This is a genomic window from Acinetobacter sp. LT1, assembly GCF_059800965.1.
Genome location: NZ_JBBAXE010000011.1, coordinates 16,418 through 35,504, shown reverse-complemented (window position 1 = coordinate 35,504; position 19,087 = coordinate 16,418). Strand labels below are relative to the sequence as shown.

The window sequence follows — 19,087 nt, the reverse complement described above, 5'->3', positions numbered from 1 at the left end:
TAATCTTTTTTTAACGCTCAATAAAAAAAAGCCTCCAGATTTGGAGGCTTTTTTGTACACCAGAATTACTGTTGTGAAAGCATGAAATGTAATGGAGATAAAATTTCTGCTTTTAGTGCCAAATTAATCATTGGATCTGGGTAAACACCCAAAATAATAACTAATGCAGCAGCAGCCAATACCATTAAACCACCCACTTTTTGTCCCCAATGAGCATCTGCATCAATACGAGGAGTTTCCGGTGGTGTCATGTACATTACAACCATCACACGTAAGTAATAGTACAAACCGATACCACTACCCACAATAATCATTGCAGCTAAGAACCAGTGTTGAGTTGTTACAGCAGCCATTACCACCAAGAACTTACCAATGAAGCCTGCTGTTAATGGGATACCAGCCAAAGACAACATCATGACTGTTAAAGTTGCTGTAAGTACTGGACGACGCCAGAACAAACCACGGTAGTCTGCAAGGCTTTGTGCTTCATCTACGTTGTTATATGGGCTAGACATTAACGCTACTGCACCAAAGGCACCAATAGTTGTTAATACATAAGACACTACATATACAGTTACGCTACCCAAGCTCGCATAAGTCATGCTAATTAAAGCAATTAACAAATAACCAAAGTGAGCAATAGATGAATAACCAAGAATACGTTTTAAGTTAACTTGACGAACAGCGAGTAAGTTACCAACTAAAATCGACAATACAGCAATGATCGTCAAAATAGTTACTAAGGAGTTCACCATCATTGCACCTGAAGCAAGCATATAGCGCACGAACAAACCAATTGTTGCAACTTTAGCAGCAGTCGCTAAGAAAGTTGCCATTGGCGCTGGTGCACCTGCATATACATCCGGTGTCCATTTATGGAACGGCGCAAGCGATAATTTAAATGCAACAGCAAAGATAATAAGTGCTAAACCTAATAACACCATTGGCTGTTTGATTGCTTCAAATAATGCTTGTACAGAATCATAGAATGAAAGCGAACCTGTATATGCATAGATATATGCCATACCCATTAACAACATTGCAGAAGCTGTCGCTGAAAGTACAAGGTATTTAATACCCGCTTCAAGTGAGTTACTACGTTGATAAGTATAAGCAAGTAAGCCATATACAGGAATCGACATTAACTCAAGGCTAATGAAGAACGATGCATAGTGAGAGCTTGCAACCATCAACATTGCACCTGCTACTGAAGCAAGTAACAAAAGGTATAACTCTTCGCGGTTGTCTTTATAAGTTTCGATATAGGCGTGAGACAAAGTACAACAAGCCAATGCCGCAATCAAAATCATAAATTGATAGAACATGGTAAATGGATCAACCATAAACATGCCCATCACATTTGCCGGTACAAACTTACCGCCAAATACTGCAAATAAAATATAAAGTGCAGCAAGGTTTAAACCGACAACAGAAGCTGTTGCGATTAAATTATGATTACGCTTAATTGAAATTAACAGCATGACGACGATTGTTGTCAAAGCAACAATCATCACCGGAGCTAAAGGCATAAGCGTAGAGAATGATACTGTGAAGTTCATGATTATTGGATCTCCACATGGTCAAGTTGAGTAGCTGTTTGCTGAACAGTTTCAACGACTTCTTGTACTGGCACATAACTATTGACCAACCACTGCATGCTTGAATGAGATACATCCAAGAATGTTTGTGGGTAGATACCAAGCCAAACGAGACCAATCGCACAAATCATCAAAATACCAACTTCACGAGCAGATAAGTCTTTCAATGGACTAGTGTAATGTTGCTTTTGTTCAGGATTTGGTTCACCAAATAAAGCACGGTGAATCAAGATCAAGCCATATAAACCTGCAAATACAAGGCTGATAGAAGCAAGAATCGTGAAGACAGGATATTTATTAAATGAACCCATCAAAATCAGGAATTCACCAATAAAGTTACCTAAACCTGGTACACCTACAAGAGCAGCAACGAAGAACATCAAGAAAAATGGCAAGTACTGAAGCTGGCCACGAAGACCACCCATTAAACGTAAATCACGTGTATGTAAACGTTCGTAGATTTGACCAGACATAATGAACAATGCAGCTGATGACAAACCATGTGCCAACATCATGATCATTAGACCTTGGAAGGTCAAAATATTACCTGCATAGATTGCAAGTAAGATAAAGCCCATGTGTGAAATCGACGTATACGCAAGTAAACGTTTCATGTCAGTTTGCTGGTAAGCACACCATGCGCCGTAGAAAATACCAATCAAACCGAAAATAATCGCAATGTCTGCAAACTGTGCAGAAGCTGTCGGGAAGAATGGAATAACAAAACGAAGCAAGCCATACGCAGCTGTTTTAATCAAGATACCCGCTAAGTCTACAGAACCCGCTGTAGGTGCTTGAGCATGCGCATCTGGTAACCAACCATGTAATGGGAATACTGGTAACTTCACCGCAAAACCGATGAAGAAACAGATCATGAAACCATACGCTAGGCCTGCAGGTAAATGGTTAGCTACAGCTAATAAATAGTTGTAATCGAAACCGATCATGCCTGTCATCATGTAGCCATAAACTACAAGACCTAGGATACCGATTAACATCACTAGACCGGCAATCTGCGTGTAAAGGAAGAACTTAGTAGCAGCGTAAACACGTGAACGACCGTTTGAACCTTTATGACCCCATAACGCAATCAAGAAGTAGATTGGTACAAGCATCATCTCCCAGAAGAAGAAGAACAAGAACAAGTCAATCGCCAAGAATACACCGATAACGCCACCTAAACTCCATAATAGGTTTAAGTGGAAGAAACCAACGTTCTTTTGAATCTCGCCCCATGAACAACCAACAGCAAGTACACCAAGTAACGCTGTTAATAACACCATGAGTAAAGATAGACCATCCACAGCTAAGTGAATGCCAATACCGAGTGATTGAATCCACGGTAAATAGAACTCAGCAGACCAAGTTGGGATTTTAGAACCCAACTCGTAGCTATAAGTTCCACTTTGCCAAAGTGCAAGACCTAAGCCCAAAGTAATGAGCATACCAATTAAGGCAATCCAGCGTGGCATAGTTTTGTCGAGCTTATCGACTAACCAACAAATAAAACCGGCAATGAACGGAACAAGGATCAGCGCGGGTAAAATTAAATTGTTTTCCATTTTATTTCCCCACTACCTGAATAACGATCAAGATCATCAATAACACCACTACACCGAGTGACATGCTTGATGCGTATTCACGCAATGAACCTGTTTGACGTGAGCTTGTAAAACTGTTTCCGCCTTTCACGAGTGCAGGAAGAACTAACCACAAACCGTCAATCGGATCACGGCCAAAGATTTTGGCGAAGAATAAATAAGGTTTAACAAAAACGATGTCATACAATGCATCAAAACCAAAAGCGGTACGGCAAATATGTGCCAAACCTGAACCCAAACTTGTTTGAGCGAATGATTTCACTGCACCATAAGCAAATGTAAATAATGCTATACCAACAACTAGACCAACTAGTGCAATACCTACTGCTAAGTGCTCTGCCCCATGCATGCCTTCTACAAATTGTTCAGCGACATGGAATTCAGGAATTTTTGCAGTATTCAGAATATCTGCTACCGGTGCTTTTAATACCGCACCAACAAAAGTAGACAATACAGCTAAAATGCCCAATGGAGCCCAGTAAGTTGCACCTTTAATCTCATGGTAAGGGGTATTTTCTTGACCAAAGAATACAACCCAGATTAAACGGAATGTATAAATTGAAGTCAGGAATGCACCTGCTACACCCACCCAATATAAGGTGTGATATAAAGCAACTGATTGACCTTGTACCCAAACTTCACCAAGAATCGCATCTTTAGAGAAGAAGCCAATAGTCAAGAATGGAATCGCTGCTAATGCACCGCCACCAATCGCGAAACAAGCAAACAGGAATTTGTTACGTTTGAACAAACCACCCATTTTGAAAATGTTTTGCTCGTGGTGATAAGCCAGAATAACCGCACCAGAAGACAAGAATAATAATGCCTTAAAGAATGCGTGAGCCAACATATGGAACAAGCCAGCTTGATACGCTTCCGCACCTACAGCCATAAACATATAGCCAAGCTGACTCATTGTTGAGTAAGCCAAGATACGTTTGATGTCTGTTTGAACAAGTGCAGCAAAACCTGCAACTAACAAAGTTACCGCGCCAGTTACCGAAATGAATTGCATCACTTCAGGAGCAAGTTCAAATACGCTGAATAGACGGCAGCATAAGTACACACCAGCCGTTACCATTGTTGCAGCGTGGATTAATGCAGAAACAGGTGTTGGACCTGCCATTGCATCTGCTAACCATGTTTGCAATGGAATTTGAGCAGATTTACCAGCAGCACCCAAGAACAACATTAATGCAGTCCAGATCGTAAGAGACGAACTCTTCGTCATTACTTCTGCTGCGTGTTCAACGATGTACTGAGTATTCAACGTACCAAATTGTTGGTAAAGCAAGAATAAAGCAATAAGCAAGAATACGTCACCAACGCGGGTCACTGTAAACGCTTTGATCGCAGCCCAACCATTTGCAGGGTTTGCATAATAGAAACCGATTAGCAAGTAAGAGCAAAGACCTACGCCTTCCCAACCCAAGAATAACAACGCTAAGTTGTCACCTAATACAAGCACAAGCATGCTAGCAACGAACAGGTTGAAATAAGAGAAGAAACGCGCATAACCCTCTTCACCACGCATGTACCATGATGCAAAGATGTGGATTAAGAAACCAACACCCGTGATCATACCCATCATGAGTAAAGATAAGCCATCTAAATGTAAGCTAATGCCCGGAGCAAAACCGCCAACATTGAACCATGTCCACAAGTTTTGAACAAAAACTTGCTGACCACTCGTGGTAAATTCCATTCCAGCAATGAGTGCAAATAATGCAGATAAACCTACAGAACCTACACCAATAACTGCTGCAACATTTTCAGAGAGTTTGTCTCGTCCTGCCGCCAATAAAATAAAACCGATTAGCGGAAATAATACTGTTAAATATAAATAACTCATCCGCGCATCTCACTAGCAGCATCCACATCCAAATGATGGAAGCGATGATAGAACTGAAGGACAATCGCAAGACCGATACATGCCTCTGCTGCTGCAAGGGTCAAAATCAAGATGAACATCACTTGCCCATCTGGTTGTGCCCATACGCTACCCGCAAGAACAAATGCCAATGCTGCAGCATTCATCATGATTTCAAGGCTCATTAACATAAATAATAGGTTGCGTCGCACCATTACACCGTAAAAACCGAGTGCAAAAAGGATGGTTGCAACAATCAAACCATGTTCTAAAGGAATCTGGCCCATTATTCTTTTTCCTCTTCTGCACCTGGTTCACGTTTACCTAAGTGGTATGCTGCAACAAGGGCTGCTAGCAATAACATCGCGGCAACTTCAACCAATAATAAATAGTGAGTAAAGAGTGCTTGACCAACTACTTTTGGTCCAATCACTTGTGCCCCAAGCGGTGCTGAAATAGTGGTGTATTCACCACCAAGCATCCAAACTAAAAGCAAGCCGAGTAAGAAACTCATGAGTGCTGGATATGCCCAAGCATCTGAAGAAAGCCATTTACGTTCTTGTTCAACGGTGTGTTGACCTAAGTTAAGCATCATCACCACGAAGACAAACAGAACCATAATTGCTCCGGCATAAACAATGATTTCAAGAGCACCTGCAAAAGGCGCCCCCACGATCATGAAAATACCAGCAACAGCAAGCAATGAAACAATTAGACTAAGTAGAGCGTGTACAGGGTTCGTGTTAGTCACTACACGAACCGTAGAAACGATGGCCACGAGTGCCATCAAATAAAACGGCCACATCATGGTAATAGACTCCGCACATCGATTGGTGCACTTTCTTTTTGTGCTTGACCTTTCTCTTTACCGTTAATTGCCATACCCGTTACACGGTAGAAGTTGTAGTCTGGGTATTTGCCCGGACCTGAAATGAGTAAGTTTTCTTTCTCATAAACAAGGTCTTGACGTACATATTCGCCTAATTCGAAGTCTGGTGTGAGCTGAATCGCAGTTGTTGGGCATGCTTCTTCACACATACCGCAGAAAATACAACGTGAGAAGTTGATACGGAAAAACTCCGGATACCAACGACCATCTTCTGTTTCTGCTTTTTGTAGTGAAATACAGCCAACCGGACATGCAACCGCACATAGGTTACATGCTACGCAACGCTCTTCCCCATCAGGGTCACGCGTTAATACGATACGGCCACGAAAGCGTGGCGGCACAATCTGTTCAGCCGGAACTTCTGGATATAAAATCGTGTCACGTTTACGCGTTGCATGGCTGAACACCATGAGTAACGTACGTACAATTGATCCGAATCCAGCTAGAAATTTATACATTTTGTACTCCCTGCTGTCCTAGGCCTGATTCATCAGAATCACAGCACCAGTCACTAACAAGTTGACCAACGCCAATGGCAAACAAATTTTCCAACCAAAGTTCATGACTTGGTCATAACGCGGACGCATTAAAGAACCACGTGCCAATACAAACATCATTACAAAGAATGCTGTTTTAATCACAAACCAGAATACTGGTGGAACAAATGGAATTTCTAAATTGAATGGCGCTAACCAGCCACCAAAGAATAAAGTCACGATCAATGCAGAGATTAGTACTACGTTGACATATTCAGCAACGAAGAACATACCCCATTTCATACCGCCATATTCAACATGGTAACCTTCTGCCAATTCTTGTTCTGCTTCTGGTTGGTCAAATGGATGACGGTGAGTTACCGCAACACCAGCAACTACGAAAATCAAGAAACCTAAGAATTGCGGAATGACAAACCAAACATCACGTTGTGCTTCAACAATTTCACGAAGGTTAAATGAGCCTGCAATTGCAACCACACCCATTAATGAAATACCCAAGAACACTTCATAAGAAATAGTTTGAGCAGCTGAACGTAAACCACCAAGCAACGAGTATTTGTTATTTGAAGCCCAACCACCAAACAATACTGCGTAGACAGCAATACCAGCCATTGCCATGAAGAACAATAAACCGATACTCATGTCGGCAACACCCAGTGAAGGACTCACTGGGATTACCATGAACGAAAGAACCGCTGTTGCCATTGCAACAGCTGGTGCTAAACGGAATGTAAGTTTGTCAGCAAACTTTGGTGTCCAGTCTTCTTTGAACATGATCTTGAGCATGTCGGCAACGATCTGGAACATACCACCAGGACCAACACGGTTTGGACCATAACGGTCTTGCCACCAAGCAAGTAAACGACGCTCAATAAAAGACATCAACGCTGCAACTAAAACTACAACAAGCAAAATCACAACTGCTTGAACGACAGCATAGGCAATCGGCCAGTTCTCAGCCCAAAGTGGCGTTTGACGTATAATTTCTTGATTCATGAATTACACTCCTAATGCCACTGAAACAGGCTCAGCTAGCGACACCATTGGTGCTAAACCAACTGGGTAACCAATATAACCTGTAGGTAAATATTCAATTACTTGTACCGGCAAGCTTACAGTCGTTTCGCCTGCTTTTACTGTAATGCGTTGACCTTCTTGAAGGTTCAAACGAGTTGCATCTTGTTCGCCAACTGCAAACACAGCTTCAGGAATACGAGTTTCCATTGCAGGTGTTTTAATGGTGAATTCGCCAGAACCAAAAATATGGTGCATTGGAACTAAGCGGAAACTTTCAGGATTTGCAACTACTGGCACTGGAGCAACGTAGCTACGTGCAGGACGTTTTGCCAAGCGATCGAATAAACGAACACCAGAATCACCACCTTTTAAGTGACCACCGACTTCATCTTGGTATTTGTTCCAAGATTGTGGAGAGTTCCAACCCGGAGCCCATGCAAATGGTACTAATGATGATGCTTTTTGCGGACCAACATAACCTTCCATTGAGAATGTTAATGCTGAATCTGGATCAGTAGGCTGTTTAGGTTCATGAACCGATAACGGCGCACGCATTGCTGTACGACCTGAATAACGACGTGGTTCACGCGCGATTTTCAAGCCATGTACACGGTAACCCGCATCAGGTGCAACATCTTGGATAGCTTCGAGTACTGGTACATTTTTCACGATGCTTTCAATTACATCGTCAAGTAATGTCCAATCTACAGCCTTACCTTTAATGCCAGTTTCAATGGCATGTAACCAGCGCCATGATTCTTTAATTGCATATTCAGGCTTGTAGTAACTTGGATCGTAAACTTGATAGAAGCGCTGTGCACGACCTTCTTGGCTTACAACAGTACCGTCACCCTCTGCAAAGCTTGCTGCTGAAAGAACGATATCAGCCTGTTTCACAGTTTCAGTTTCACTGTGATCAAGCACGATTACTGTTTCAGCTTTATCTAATGCAGCTTTTACTTGTGCAGCTGGTAAGCGACGGAACAAGTCATTTTCAACAATAACCAGTGTGTCGTAGTCTTGAGCAAAAGCTTGTTCAAGGCTTAAACCACCGAACAATGCCAAGCCCATAGAGTTCACTTCAGGAACTACAAGACTTAAACCAGCTTTAGAACCTAGGTTCTGAGTTAACTGTGCAGCAGCTTCCATAATAGAAGCATCTTGCAAGCTTGTACCCGCAATAATTAATGGTTTGTTTGCTGCTTTTAGAGTGTCAGCAATGGTTTGAGCAAATGCTTTTGCATCTTCATCTAAACCACTTACAACTTCACCACTTACTGCCGCAGCAACTGCAAAACCTAAACGTGCGATGTCATTTGGAGAAGCAACCACTTCACCAGTTGCAACGTCAGCAAGACGAGTTTGAGTTGCAGCTAAAATGTAAACCGGAGATTTTGCTTCTTGACCAATACGTTGTACAGGCTCAGCCAACCAATCTGGTGTACGTGTTTTTGCAGCCATTTCGCGTGCTTTGTTTTTCGCAGCTTGGCGAACAGACAATGCCATGCGAGGTGCAGTTTGAGTCAGGTCTTCACCTAAGATCAGAACAGCATCATAGCTTTCAATTTCACGCATATTCGGGTTGTAAATACCCTCGGTTTGCATGATAGAGGCAGCAAGTTCAACAAGCTTTTGCTCTTTTTGTGCAATACCAGTTGAGTAGTTTGCCTGACCTACAAGCTCACGTAATGCGTAGTTTGATTCCAAGCTTGCGCGAGGAGAACCAATACCCAAAACTTTTTTGCCTTGAAGCTTAGCAATCGCTTGATCTAGAGCTTGGTCGACAGAAACAGTTGCAACAGTTTCACCATTACGGAACTGAGGCTGACGTGGACGGTCTGCACGGTTTACATAACCTGTGCCAAAACGACCTTTGTCACAAAGGAAGTACTGGTTAACCGAACCATTAAAACGGTTTTCTACACGACGGATTTCACCATAACGTTCACCCGGAGAAATGTTACAACCAGAAGAACAGCCTTGACACACGCTTGGTGCATACTGCATATCCCACTTACGGTTATAACGCTCTGAATGAGTCTTATCAGTAAATACACCTGTTGGACATACTTCAGTCAAGTTACCAGAGAATTCAGATTCTAAAGTACCTGATTCTGGACGACCAAAGTAAACACGAGATGCATTGGCATACACACCAAAGTCTGTACCGCCCGCATAATCTTTGTAATAACGAACACAACGGTAACAAGCAATACAACGGTTCATTTCATGTGCAATGAATGAGCCGAGTTCTTGGTTGTAATGCGTACGTTTTGTAAAACGGTAACGACGACGGTCATGACCCGTCATTACAGTCATATCTTGTAAGTGACAGTGACCACCCTCTTCACAGACTGGACAGTCGTGCGGGTGGTTGGTCATCAAAAATTCAACAATAGATGCACGGAAATCCGTTGCTTCTTTGTCTTCAATTGAGATATAGGTATTGTCAGATGCTGGTGTCATGCAAGACATGACTAAACGACCACGCGTATCTTCTGGATTCGCATATTGCGTAACAGCACATTGACGGCAAGAACCAACCGAACCTAAGGATGGATGCCAACAAAAATATGGGATGTCGATGCCCAGACTCAAACATGCTTGTAGCAAGTTTTCCGAGCCGTTGACTTCATACGATTTTCCATCGACATGAATTGTAGCCATAGTCGAATTCCTTAAGCTTGTTCTACGTTGCTGGTTTGCACGACAGGACGATTCGTCACTTTCGCTTCAAACTCACCACGGAAATGTTTGAGTGCGCCCATAAGCGGCTCCATCGCACCTGGTGCGTGGGCACAGAAAGTTTTACCAATCCATAATTTACGAGTTAGTTCTTGTAAATGGTCGATATCTTCTTTCTTACCTTCGCCTGCTTCAAGTGCTTTAAGCGCTTTAACAGCCCATGGCAAACCATCACGACATGGTGTACAGAAACCACATGATTCACGCGCAAAGAATTCTTCTAAGTTACGAGTGAGCGATACCATACATTGGGTTTCATCTACCACCATTAACAAACATGTTCCCAAACGAGAACCTGCTTTCATAATCGTGTCTGCATCCATTGGTAAATCAATGGTATCTGCTGGTAAAAAGTCAGTTGAAGCACCGCCCGGTAACCATGCTTTGAGCTTTAAGCCCTCACGCATACCACCTGCATGATCTTCAATCACTTCACGCGCAGTTGTACCAAATGGCAATTCCCAAAGACCAGGGAATTTAACTTTACCCGATGCACCATAAATTTTAGTGCCTGGATCTTTTGATTTACCCGCTGACAAGCCGATATACCACTCTGGCCCACGAAGCATGATTGCTGGCAAGTTGTTATAAGTTTCAACGTTGTTCACAATCGTCGGACGGCCCCATGCTCCAGCAACTTGCGGGAACGGTGGCTTAGTACGTGGGTTAGCACGACGGCCTTCAAGCGAATTAATCAATGCAGTTTCTTCACCACAGATATAACGCCCTGCACCCGTATGTACATGCAGATCAAAATTCCAGCCAGAACCTAAGATATTTTCGCCTAAATAACCTTTAGCACGAATCTGTTCTAACGCTTCATTTAGATATTGAGCAGCCTCAATGTATTCACCACGGATAAAGATATAACCTTGAGTTGCTTCTAAGGTATAACCCGCAATTAACATCCCTTCGATCAATTGATGTGGAAGTTTTTCCATCAACAAACGGTCTTTAAAGGTACCTGGTTCCATTTCGTCGGCATTACAGATCAAGTAACGTGGACCACCATCATTTGGTGCCATCAATGACCATTTAATACCCGCAGGGAAACCCGCACCACCACGACCTTTTACAGTTGCAGCTTTAATGACATCTAACACTTCAGCAGGTTTCATGCCTAAAGCTTTTTTAAAGCCAGCATAGCCTTCAAGTGCTTCGTAATCATCAGCACTACGTACCGCTTCTTGTTTGCTTAAACGCCAAGTGAGCGGATGAGTTTCCGGATTACCGTCGCCATAAATTGGTTTTGGTTCAGTATTCATACATACTTCTCCAATAACTGTTTAATTGATGTCACTTCGACTAAACCGTGAGTATCTTCATCAATCATTAAAGTTGGGCCTTTGTCGCAGTTGCCTAGGCAGCAAATTGGAAGCAATGTAAAACGACCATCTGGTGTCGTTTGACCATACTGAATTCCTAATTCACGCTGGAATGCTTCAGCAAGAGTTTCTGCACCCATTAAGAAGCAAGCAATTGAGTCGCAAAGTAAAATTACGTGACGACCTACCGGATGGCGATAGATACGGTTGTAAAATGTTGCAACGCCTTCCAAATCAGCAACACTCATCGACAACAACTGTGCGATGGCATTCATTTGAGCGTCATCTACCCAACCATTACGGCGCTGTACACACTTCAATGCATCCAAAGAGGCTGCACGAGGGTATGGATAGTGACCAATGTGATGTTCGATTTCGTGAATTTCTTCCGCAGTCAAAATCCCTTCGACATTCACACGTGGTTTTTTATCAGTCAAAATCATCATTATGTGTTACCTCTTAGCGATCCACGTCAGCCATAACCACGTCAATGGTCGCCAGATAAATGATTAAGTCAGATACTAAACTTCCATTAATCACTGAAGGCATTTGCTGTAAGTGAGTAAACGTCGGTGTACGAATACGAGTACGATAACTCATGGTCGCTTTATCTGAAGTCAAGTAATAAGTACTTGCACCTTTAACCACTTCAGTCATAAATGATGACTCGCCCGCTGGCATGACAGGACCCCATGAAACGCTCAAGAAGTGCGTAATCAAGGTTTCAATATCTTGTAATGTCTTATCTTTCGGTGGTGGAACAGCCAATGGATGATCCGCTTTGTATGGACCAGAAGGCATGTTATCCAAGCACTGTTGAATAATTTTTAGCGACTCGGTAATTTCACGGAAGTGAACAAGCACACGTGCGTATGCATCGCCTTCATACTCAACCGGCACATCAAAATCGAAGTTTTCATAGCCGCTATATGGACGATATTTACGTACATCAAAATCGATACCTGTTGCACGTAAACCAGTACCAGTTACACCCCATGCGAGTGCAGATTTGGCATCATATTGTGCAACATTACGCGTACGACCAATAAACACAGAGTTTTTCAATGCCGCTGTGTAGTATTCGTTTAAGCGTTTAGGCATCCACTCTAGCAATTCTTTAACAAGCTTTTGCCAGTTGTTTGGAAGATCGTGTGCTGTACCGCCAATACGGAACCATGCTGGATGCATACGGTAACCCGTAATTGCTTCAACAATGTCGTAAACTTTTTGACGGTCTGCGAACATATAGAATACTGGTGTCATACCACCGGCATCCTGAATTGCCGTACCACAGAATAATAAGTGGTTATTGATACGGAACAATTCGTTCAACATGACACGAATCACTTGCGCACGTTCAGGAACTTTAATGCCTGCCATTTGCTCTACAGCCATCACGTACGGCATGTTTTGAGCACAACCACCTAAGTAGTCAACACGGTCAGTATAAGGAATGAAAGAATGCCATGTTTGACGTTCAGCCATCTTTTCCACACCACGGTGGTGATAACCGATATCAGGTACACAGTCCTTCACTTCTTCGCCATCTAACTGCAATACAACACGGAACGCACCATGTGCAGATGGATGGTTAGGACCCAAGTTCAGGAACATGAAGTCTTCATCAGCGTTACCACGCTTAAGACCCCAGTCTTCCGGCACAAAACGTAAGTGCTCTTGTTCAAAGTCTTGTTTCGCTTTGTCTTGCATATACGGCGTATATTCTGTCGCACGTGCTGAATATTCTTTACGAAGCGGATGACCTTCCCAATAGGTTGGCAGCAAAATACGACGGAGCATTGGATGCCCTTCGAAATTGATACCGAACATATCGTAAGCTTCACGTTCATACCAGTTGGCATTTGGCCAGATATTTGTCGCTGTCGGAATGTTTAGATCATTTTCGTTCAGGGCAACCTTGATACGAATGTCACTATTACGCTCAAGCGATAATAAATGATAGAACACAGTGAAGTCAGATGCTGGTAAACCATCACGATGAACACGTAAACGCTCATCCATCGCAGATAAGTCAAACAGCATTACATACGGACGTTCCACTTTACGCAGGAACATAAGGACTTCTTGCACGCGTGCGCGCTCGACCCAGACTGTTGGAAACTCTTCAAAAGTCGCCTGCACGTAAAAGTTCTCACCAAATTTGGTTTTGAGCTCTTCTACGATTGCAAATGCTGGGCGTGAATCAACTGCTGTTGACTCTGGCATAGCAATGTCAGTTTCAGCCATTGGCTTGGCTTCCTATTTAATACAAATTCTGTCAATTTTCTCGATGAACATATCAGTTAGATATGTCAAAACACCGTCAAAAAATTATTTAATCTCATCCATAGAGCGTAAGTTTTTAACGGCAATACGCTCTGCATTCTTACGATCACGTTCTGGCATCATCTTTGGCTTATACACTGGCTGAAGATCATCACCGATCACGGCAGAAAGCGGGCGTCGCTCTAATTGAATCTGGTCTTGTAAAAGCATTAAAGCTTGAATTAATGCTTCAGGACGAGGCGGACAACCAGGGACGTACACGTCAACAGGAATAATTTTGTCTACACCTTGTACTACTGAATAGATGTCGTACATACCTCCAGAGTTTGCACAAGCACCCATCGAGATGACCCATTTAGGCTCTAACATCTGTTCATACAGACGCTGAATAACTGGTGCCATTTTTACGAAACAGGTACCTGCAACAATCATCAAGTCAGCCTGACGAGGTGAAGCACGGATAACCTCTGCACCGAAACGTGACAAGTCATGCACACCTGTTAAGGTCGTTGCATATTCGACGTAACAACATGAGGTACCAAAGTTAAATGGCCACAAAGAGTTTTTACGTCCCCAGTTTACTGCTGTATGCAAGACATCCTCTAAACGAGTCATGAATACGTTTTTATTCACTTCCTCTTCAAGCGGATCCGTCACAATTTGACGTTCTTGCAATGGGTATTGATCAGCATCCGGATTCGCGCGGGTCAGAGTATATTTCATCCCGACTTACTCCTTTTCAGATGACAATGCAGGTGTAGTTTTTGACTTAACACGACCTGATGATTGAGCTGGAATCTGGCCTGTAGGGTCAGTTACGAGCTCTTCAATAGAATTAAAGCGTGTAATTTCAGCAATGTTCATTGTTGGTGAACCGATTTTAACCGCTTCACCTGCTGATTTACGGCGATCTGCTGGTGACCAACTTAAAGCACCTACAGAGAAGGCATAAACAAGCGCAATCAATAAATCAACGACAAAGATCACTACAGTGGTATATCCCAACCACCCTACTTCACGCACAGAAGTAGACCATGCATAGAGGTAAAGTGCCTCTAAGTCGAAGACAACAAAGAAAATTGCAACTAAATAGAACTTTGCAGACAGGCGAATGCGAGCGCCACCAGCACTCACGACACCTGATTCAAACTGCTCTTGCTTAGCACGTCCCCACGATTTTCCCCCGAGGAGTAAGGGAACTGTGAGCATAAAGACGCAAAGAAATGTAACGCCGATCACGAAGGCGATAATCGCCCAGTCGTATGGAGTAATGGCACTCATGCGGGGATAACTCCTGGCAGGCCTATTATTTAACAAAGAATGTATGTATTGGCCTTCAAATACACCAAACACAAAATTAATCCCGCCAATTGTACCTGATTTCTAATTTCCCATGCTAGTTGAAGCGTCTTAGTCTTTCGGATGATTTTCTAGACAAAACTATTCATCTATGTGTTGTAAGGGGGGTTTCACAGCACATAATCGGTTTATTTAATTGTTTCTTTGTTTATGATGATTTTTTTCATTTTTTAATTTTAGAATATTTACACAGTTGAAGCGCTTATTAACTTTTTATAACTTACTTTTTTATAATATTAGTTTGTTTTTTATTGTATTCAGCTTCTCCTCTGAATTATGATGAATGTTTAATCATGCATAATATTTTATTACTCTTGGATAAGAGTATTTATCATTAAGGGCAGCTGATGCCATACTCACTTCGTGAATTTTCATTTCTCTCCTTTTTAAAATTTTTTCTCCTATTTAGCTTCATTATTGCGACATGTTGTTTCATTGGCATTGCATCTCGCCCATTAAGTTTTCTTGCATTCTTTTGGCCTGCCAATTCGGTTTTGCTCGGATTGCTTATTCGTTTTCCAATCACACGCCGACCAAGCGCATTTTTCGGTGCCTATATAGGATATGTGATTGCTGACTTATTTCAGGGCACTCCATTTGCTCTCACACTTGTTTTAACAACATCAAACTTTCTTTATGTTGTTACTACATTTGCGCTCTATATGTTTTTTAATCAACATATTAAGGCGGCCTATCGCGGCTATTCTTACCTTTTTTTATTTGGATTATGCGGAATAGGTAGCGTAGTAGGTGCATTGTTTGCAGCAACTTTCGTGCCTATGTTTAATACCAAATTTATGATTGGTGGCTTGTTGGATGAGTTTGGTTACTGGTTCACTTCAGAACTGCAAAATGCCTTGCTTCTTTTACCTATCATATTGAACATTCCTCAATATAGTCAGGTTAAGCATTACTTTTCAAGAAATCGTGGCCTACAACCAACCGACCTTTTACCTTTTGGCGCTGTGCTTATTTCGATTGCTGCTAGCTATTATGACTCTGGCCCGGGTTCACTCCTCTACCCGATTGCTGCACTGATCTGGTGTGCTATTCGCTACAAACCTATTGTTGTTGCACTCATTACTAGCTTTACCAGTGCTTATATTATTTATCATGTCTCTGGCCATTACCTTTTGCTCTATCCAAACGAATATTTCAGCAATACGATCTCAATCCGAATTGGGTTAATTATGATGACGATTGCCCCACTTACGGTTTCTAGTATTAGTGTTTTGCATTCAGAGTTAATTCAAAAGCTTCAACATGCCATTGCACATGATGAACTAACGTCAAGTCTGACTCGACGCCAGTTTTTACAGTCGGTCAGATTACTTCAAGAAAAAGTACAAAAAGAAAATAAGACCTCAGCTTTTTTCATGCTTGATGTCGACCACTTTAAGCAAGTTAACGACAACTATGGTCATCAAATCGGTGATCGGGCGCTACAAACTTGTGTCACCACGATTCAAAATATTTTACATCCTCATGATTTATTAGGTCGCTTTGGAGGTGAAGAGTTTGCCATTTTTATTGCAGATACCACCAAGGAAAGTGCATTTGAACTGGCTGAACAAATTCGAATTAAAATTAGTCAGCAACCGATTTATATTTATGGGAAATTACCAATTTTTATACAGGTGAGTATTGGAATAAGCTTATATTCCCCATCTTCCCATCGAGCTATTGAAAGTTTATTTAAAGAAGCAGATGACGCTTTATATCAAGCAAAACGCCAAGGACGTAATCGAGTGTTTATATCTTTATAATTTTTTCATTTCATCATCTAGTGTAATGAATTTTATACAATAACCTGTGTTTTGCCATGTATGCTAATAACAGATAATAAGGAGAAAAATGCATGACTCTAGAATATACGCATAAACCAAACTACTACTTGTTTGCACAATTACTGGTGCGACATATAGAAAGCTATATTCACAAACATCCAGATGCCAACAATGCAATTTTTGACTTGCGGGATGTCTATGAAATATTTAGACAGGATTTTGCGTCAACGACAACAAACCTAGAAGGTATTTTGCATATTGCAGATGAATATAAAATAGAAACGCTTAATGGAGATCAACCTCTTATTCAAAAATACCAGATTGATGCAAAAAACAATTCGTTACTGATCGATTTTAATTCCGATGCGTTAACCAGCTTAAGAAGCGGAAAACCTATTTTGGAACCAGATGCGACTCAACTATAAATAGATCAATAAAAAAGCACCTTATGAAGGTGCTTTTTTATTGGCTTTTAAAGGAGGCTGTTTAAAGCGTTTTGCTGGCCATGTCATGATAAAGCGAGCGCCACCCAAGGTCGGGCTTTCATCCACTTTAATTTCTCCGCCAAACCAGTAGGCAATACGGCTTACGATAGACAACCCTAAACCATAACCGCCCGACGCACGTGTACGGCTATCGTCTAGACGGGCAAAAGCTTCAAATACTCTTTTACGGTCTTGTTCAGGAATACCTGCGCCGTCATCTTCAACACAAACAAAGGCCATGCCATCACTGTGGATACCACCGGTAATCCGAACTTTATTATCACAATAACGAACCGCATTACCCACCAAGTTTTGAACAACACGATGTAAATAACGGCGCTCAGCATCTACTTTTACATAAAGTGGAGGAGCAACCAGTTCAATTTCTTTTTGCGTTTTTAAAGCTTCGGTTTCGACCGCAACCTGATCCAACACATCAAATAAAGTAATTTCATCAAAATCTAGTGAAGGTGTACCCTGCTCTAGTTTTGCATAAGTCATGATTTCATCAATTAAGGTATTGAGTGCTTCAATATCTTTATCAATCATATCGACCTGATGCATACGATGGTTGTAATCATCTTCTTCTGCCAACATTTCTGTACCAAAGCGAATACGGGCAACAGGTGTTCTAAGCTCATGAGATACGGCTCTCATTAACTCACGCTGAGCCTCGATTAAACGCTGAATATGATCAGACATGTTGTTATAACTTGATGCCAAGTTTGCCATTTCGTCACTTCCCTCAATAGGAACACGCAATGACAAATCACCAGACTTCATACGGTTTAATGCATAACGTACTTGGCGAATTTTACGCTCTAGCGGCAAGATCAACCCATAAACACCTAGACTCAGCAAAAATAAGCTAAATAAAGTAATCCCTGCTGAAAGCTGCAAAGGCATCCAGTTAAACATCGGAACTGGTCCAAGCACAAGAACCCGTGTAGGCTGATTCGGAATTGGAGAGACGATTGAAATGGTTGTACCGCGGACTGTCGCACTGTCTTTGTACAACATGACGCTTTGGTCTTGGCGTAAACGCCCAATTTGTTCGGAGTCCAGATTGATATCTTGAATATTGTAGATATTAATTGGGTAAGAGAAATGTTTTTGAATCTTGGCAAGATATTCTTGTTCTTGCCCCGGATAAAACATTAGATAATCAAGTACAAAAATAGGGAGAGCCTTCATTTGGCGCTCAGTAATTTTGTCGACTTTTATAGATAAAAAATGCTGAGGGTCGTCACGCAAGCCAATAATGATATACGCAATACTATTACTGGCATCGTAACGGACAACAGACTTTTGAGCTTCGATTCGTTTTTTCTCGGTACGAGATAACTCAACCTTGCTTGCATCAGTATAATAAATTGGAAGTTCCAATAAATCTGACGCATCTGAAACCCAGTCTATTTTCTGTTGTTTCCCCGGTTGTCGAGCGACTCCCTCACTAATGACATAAGAGATACCATCAGTTAAAGATTCTCGGTATTCTTGTGCCCGTTGATAATTGATAATTTGTACAAGCAAATAACCAAAGACAGCAACCAAAACAACAAGAATTACCAGTCCCGCATATATTCGCAGGAATATACTGTGTTTAAACACTCGACCAACCTTATAGG

Annotated in this window: 16 protein-coding genes; 2 read left to right on the top strand and 14 right to left on the bottom strand. The window is 41.9% G+C overall.

From position 1 onward, the window contains the following. Positions 1-65: 65 nt before the first annotated feature. The 13 genes from nuoN to ndhC all read right to left on the bottom strand — a co-directional run bounded on the left by nuoN (position 66) and on the right by ndhC (position 15,109). Entirely contained in the window at positions 66-1,559 is a 1,494-nt protein-coding gene (gene nuoN, locus WBW42_RS12120) for an NADH-quinone oxidoreductase subunit NuoN (RefSeq protein ID WP_002120035.1), read from the bottom strand. Positions 1,560-1,561: 2 nt separating this feature from the next. Then, complete coding sequence (nuoM, locus tag WBW42_RS12115; RefSeq protein ID WP_032056924.1) at positions 1,562-3,160, bottom strand: NADH-quinone oxidoreductase subunit M; 1,599 nt, start codon at positions 3,158-3,160, stop codon at positions 1,562-1,564. A gap of 1 nt (position 3,161) precedes the next feature. Continuing rightward, positions 3,162-5,051 carry an NADH-quinone oxidoreductase subunit L gene (nuoL, locus tag WBW42_RS12110; RefSeq protein ID WP_032056925.1) on the bottom strand — a complete coding sequence of 630 codons (1,890 nt, stop codon included), beginning with the start codon at positions 5,049-5,051 and terminating at the stop codon, positions 3,162-3,164. Beyond that, on the bottom strand, positions 5,048-5,356 hold the full coding sequence (gene nuoK / locus WBW42_RS12105; protein ID WP_000529822.1) for an NADH-quinone oxidoreductase subunit NuoK: 309 nt from the start codon (positions 5,354-5,356) through the stop codon (positions 5,048-5,050). Before nuoK ends, nuoL begins: the two co-directional genes overlap by 4 nt. Next, positions 5,356-5,874, bottom strand: a complete 519-nt coding sequence (nuoJ, locus tag WBW42_RS12100; protein ID WP_014205902.1) for an NADH-quinone oxidoreductase subunit J — start codon at positions 5,872-5,874, stop codon at positions 5,356-5,358. The genes nuoK and nuoJ overlap by 1 nt, the downstream gene beginning before the upstream one ends. Then, a complete protein-coding gene (gene nuoI / locus WBW42_RS12095) occupies positions 5,874-6,416 on the bottom strand; it encodes an NADH-quinone oxidoreductase subunit NuoI (RefSeq protein WP_002120012.1) in 543 nt (180 codons plus the stop codon). The genes nuoJ and nuoI overlap by 1 nt, the downstream gene beginning before the upstream one ends. A gap of 18 nt (positions 6,417-6,434) precedes the next feature. Then, on the bottom strand, positions 6,435-7,451 hold the full coding sequence (gene nuoH, locus WBW42_RS12090) for an NADH-quinone oxidoreductase subunit NuoH (RefSeq protein WP_004703499.1): 1,017 nt from the start codon (positions 7,449-7,451) through the stop codon (positions 6,435-6,437). A gap of 3 nt (positions 7,452-7,454) precedes the next feature. Further along, entirely contained in the window at positions 7,455-10,139 is a 2,685-nt protein-coding gene (gene nuoG / locus WBW42_RS12085) for an NADH-quinone oxidoreductase subunit NuoG (RefSeq protein WP_032056926.1), read from the bottom strand. Between the two features lie 11 nt (positions 10,140-10,150). Further along, entirely contained in the window at positions 10,151-11,482 is a 1,332-nt protein-coding gene (gene nuoF / locus WBW42_RS12080; RefSeq protein WP_002120030.1) for an NADH-quinone oxidoreductase subunit NuoF, read from the bottom strand. Then, positions 11,479-11,988 (bottom strand): NADH-quinone oxidoreductase subunit NuoE, encoded by a 510-nt coding sequence (nuoE, locus tag WBW42_RS12075; RefSeq protein WP_002120040.1) that lies wholly within the window; start codon positions 11,986-11,988, stop codon positions 11,479-11,481. The genes nuoF and nuoE overlap by 4 nt, the downstream gene beginning before the upstream one ends. Before the next feature lie 13 nt (positions 11,989-12,001). Beyond that, a complete protein-coding gene (gene nuoC / locus WBW42_RS12070) occupies positions 12,002-13,789 on the bottom strand; it encodes an NADH-quinone oxidoreductase subunit C/D (protein ID WP_002120052.1) in 1,788 nt (595 codons plus the stop codon). An 84-nt stretch (positions 13,790-13,873) separates the two neighbouring features. Continuing rightward, entirely contained in the window at positions 13,874-14,551 is a 678-nt protein-coding gene (locus tag WBW42_RS12065; protein WP_002120034.1) for a NuoB/complex I 20 kDa subunit family protein, read from the bottom strand. A 6-nt stretch (positions 14,552-14,557) separates the two neighbouring features. Beyond that, positions 14,558-15,109, bottom strand: coding sequence for an NADH-quinone oxidoreductase subunit A (ndhC, locus tag WBW42_RS12060; protein ID WP_002120061.1), 552 nt, complete (start codon positions 15,107-15,109; stop codon positions 14,558-14,560). A 425-nt stretch (positions 15,110-15,534) separates the two neighbouring features. On the opposite strand from ndhC, the gene WBW42_RS12055 reads away from it, so the two are divergent. Both WBW42_RS12055 and WBW42_RS12050 read left to right on the top strand, forming a co-directional pair. Continuing rightward, positions 15,535-16,953, top strand: coding sequence for a GGDEF domain-containing protein (locus WBW42_RS12055; RefSeq protein ID WP_017481284.1), 1,419 nt, complete (start codon positions 15,535-15,537; stop codon positions 16,951-16,953). 92 nt (positions 16,954-17,045) lie between these two features. After that, on the top strand, positions 17,046-17,399 hold the full coding sequence (locus WBW42_RS12050; RefSeq protein ID WP_002120022.1) for a hypothetical protein: 354 nt from the start codon (positions 17,046-17,048) through the stop codon (positions 17,397-17,399). 21 nt (positions 17,400-17,420) lie between these two features. On the opposite strand, the gene bfmS is transcribed toward WBW42_RS12050, so the two are convergent. Continuing rightward, entirely contained in the window at positions 17,421-19,070 is a 1,650-nt protein-coding gene (bfmS, locus tag WBW42_RS12045) for a sensor histidine kinase BfmS (RefSeq protein ID WP_002120020.1), read from the bottom strand. Positions 19,071-19,087 lie beyond the last annotated feature (17 nt).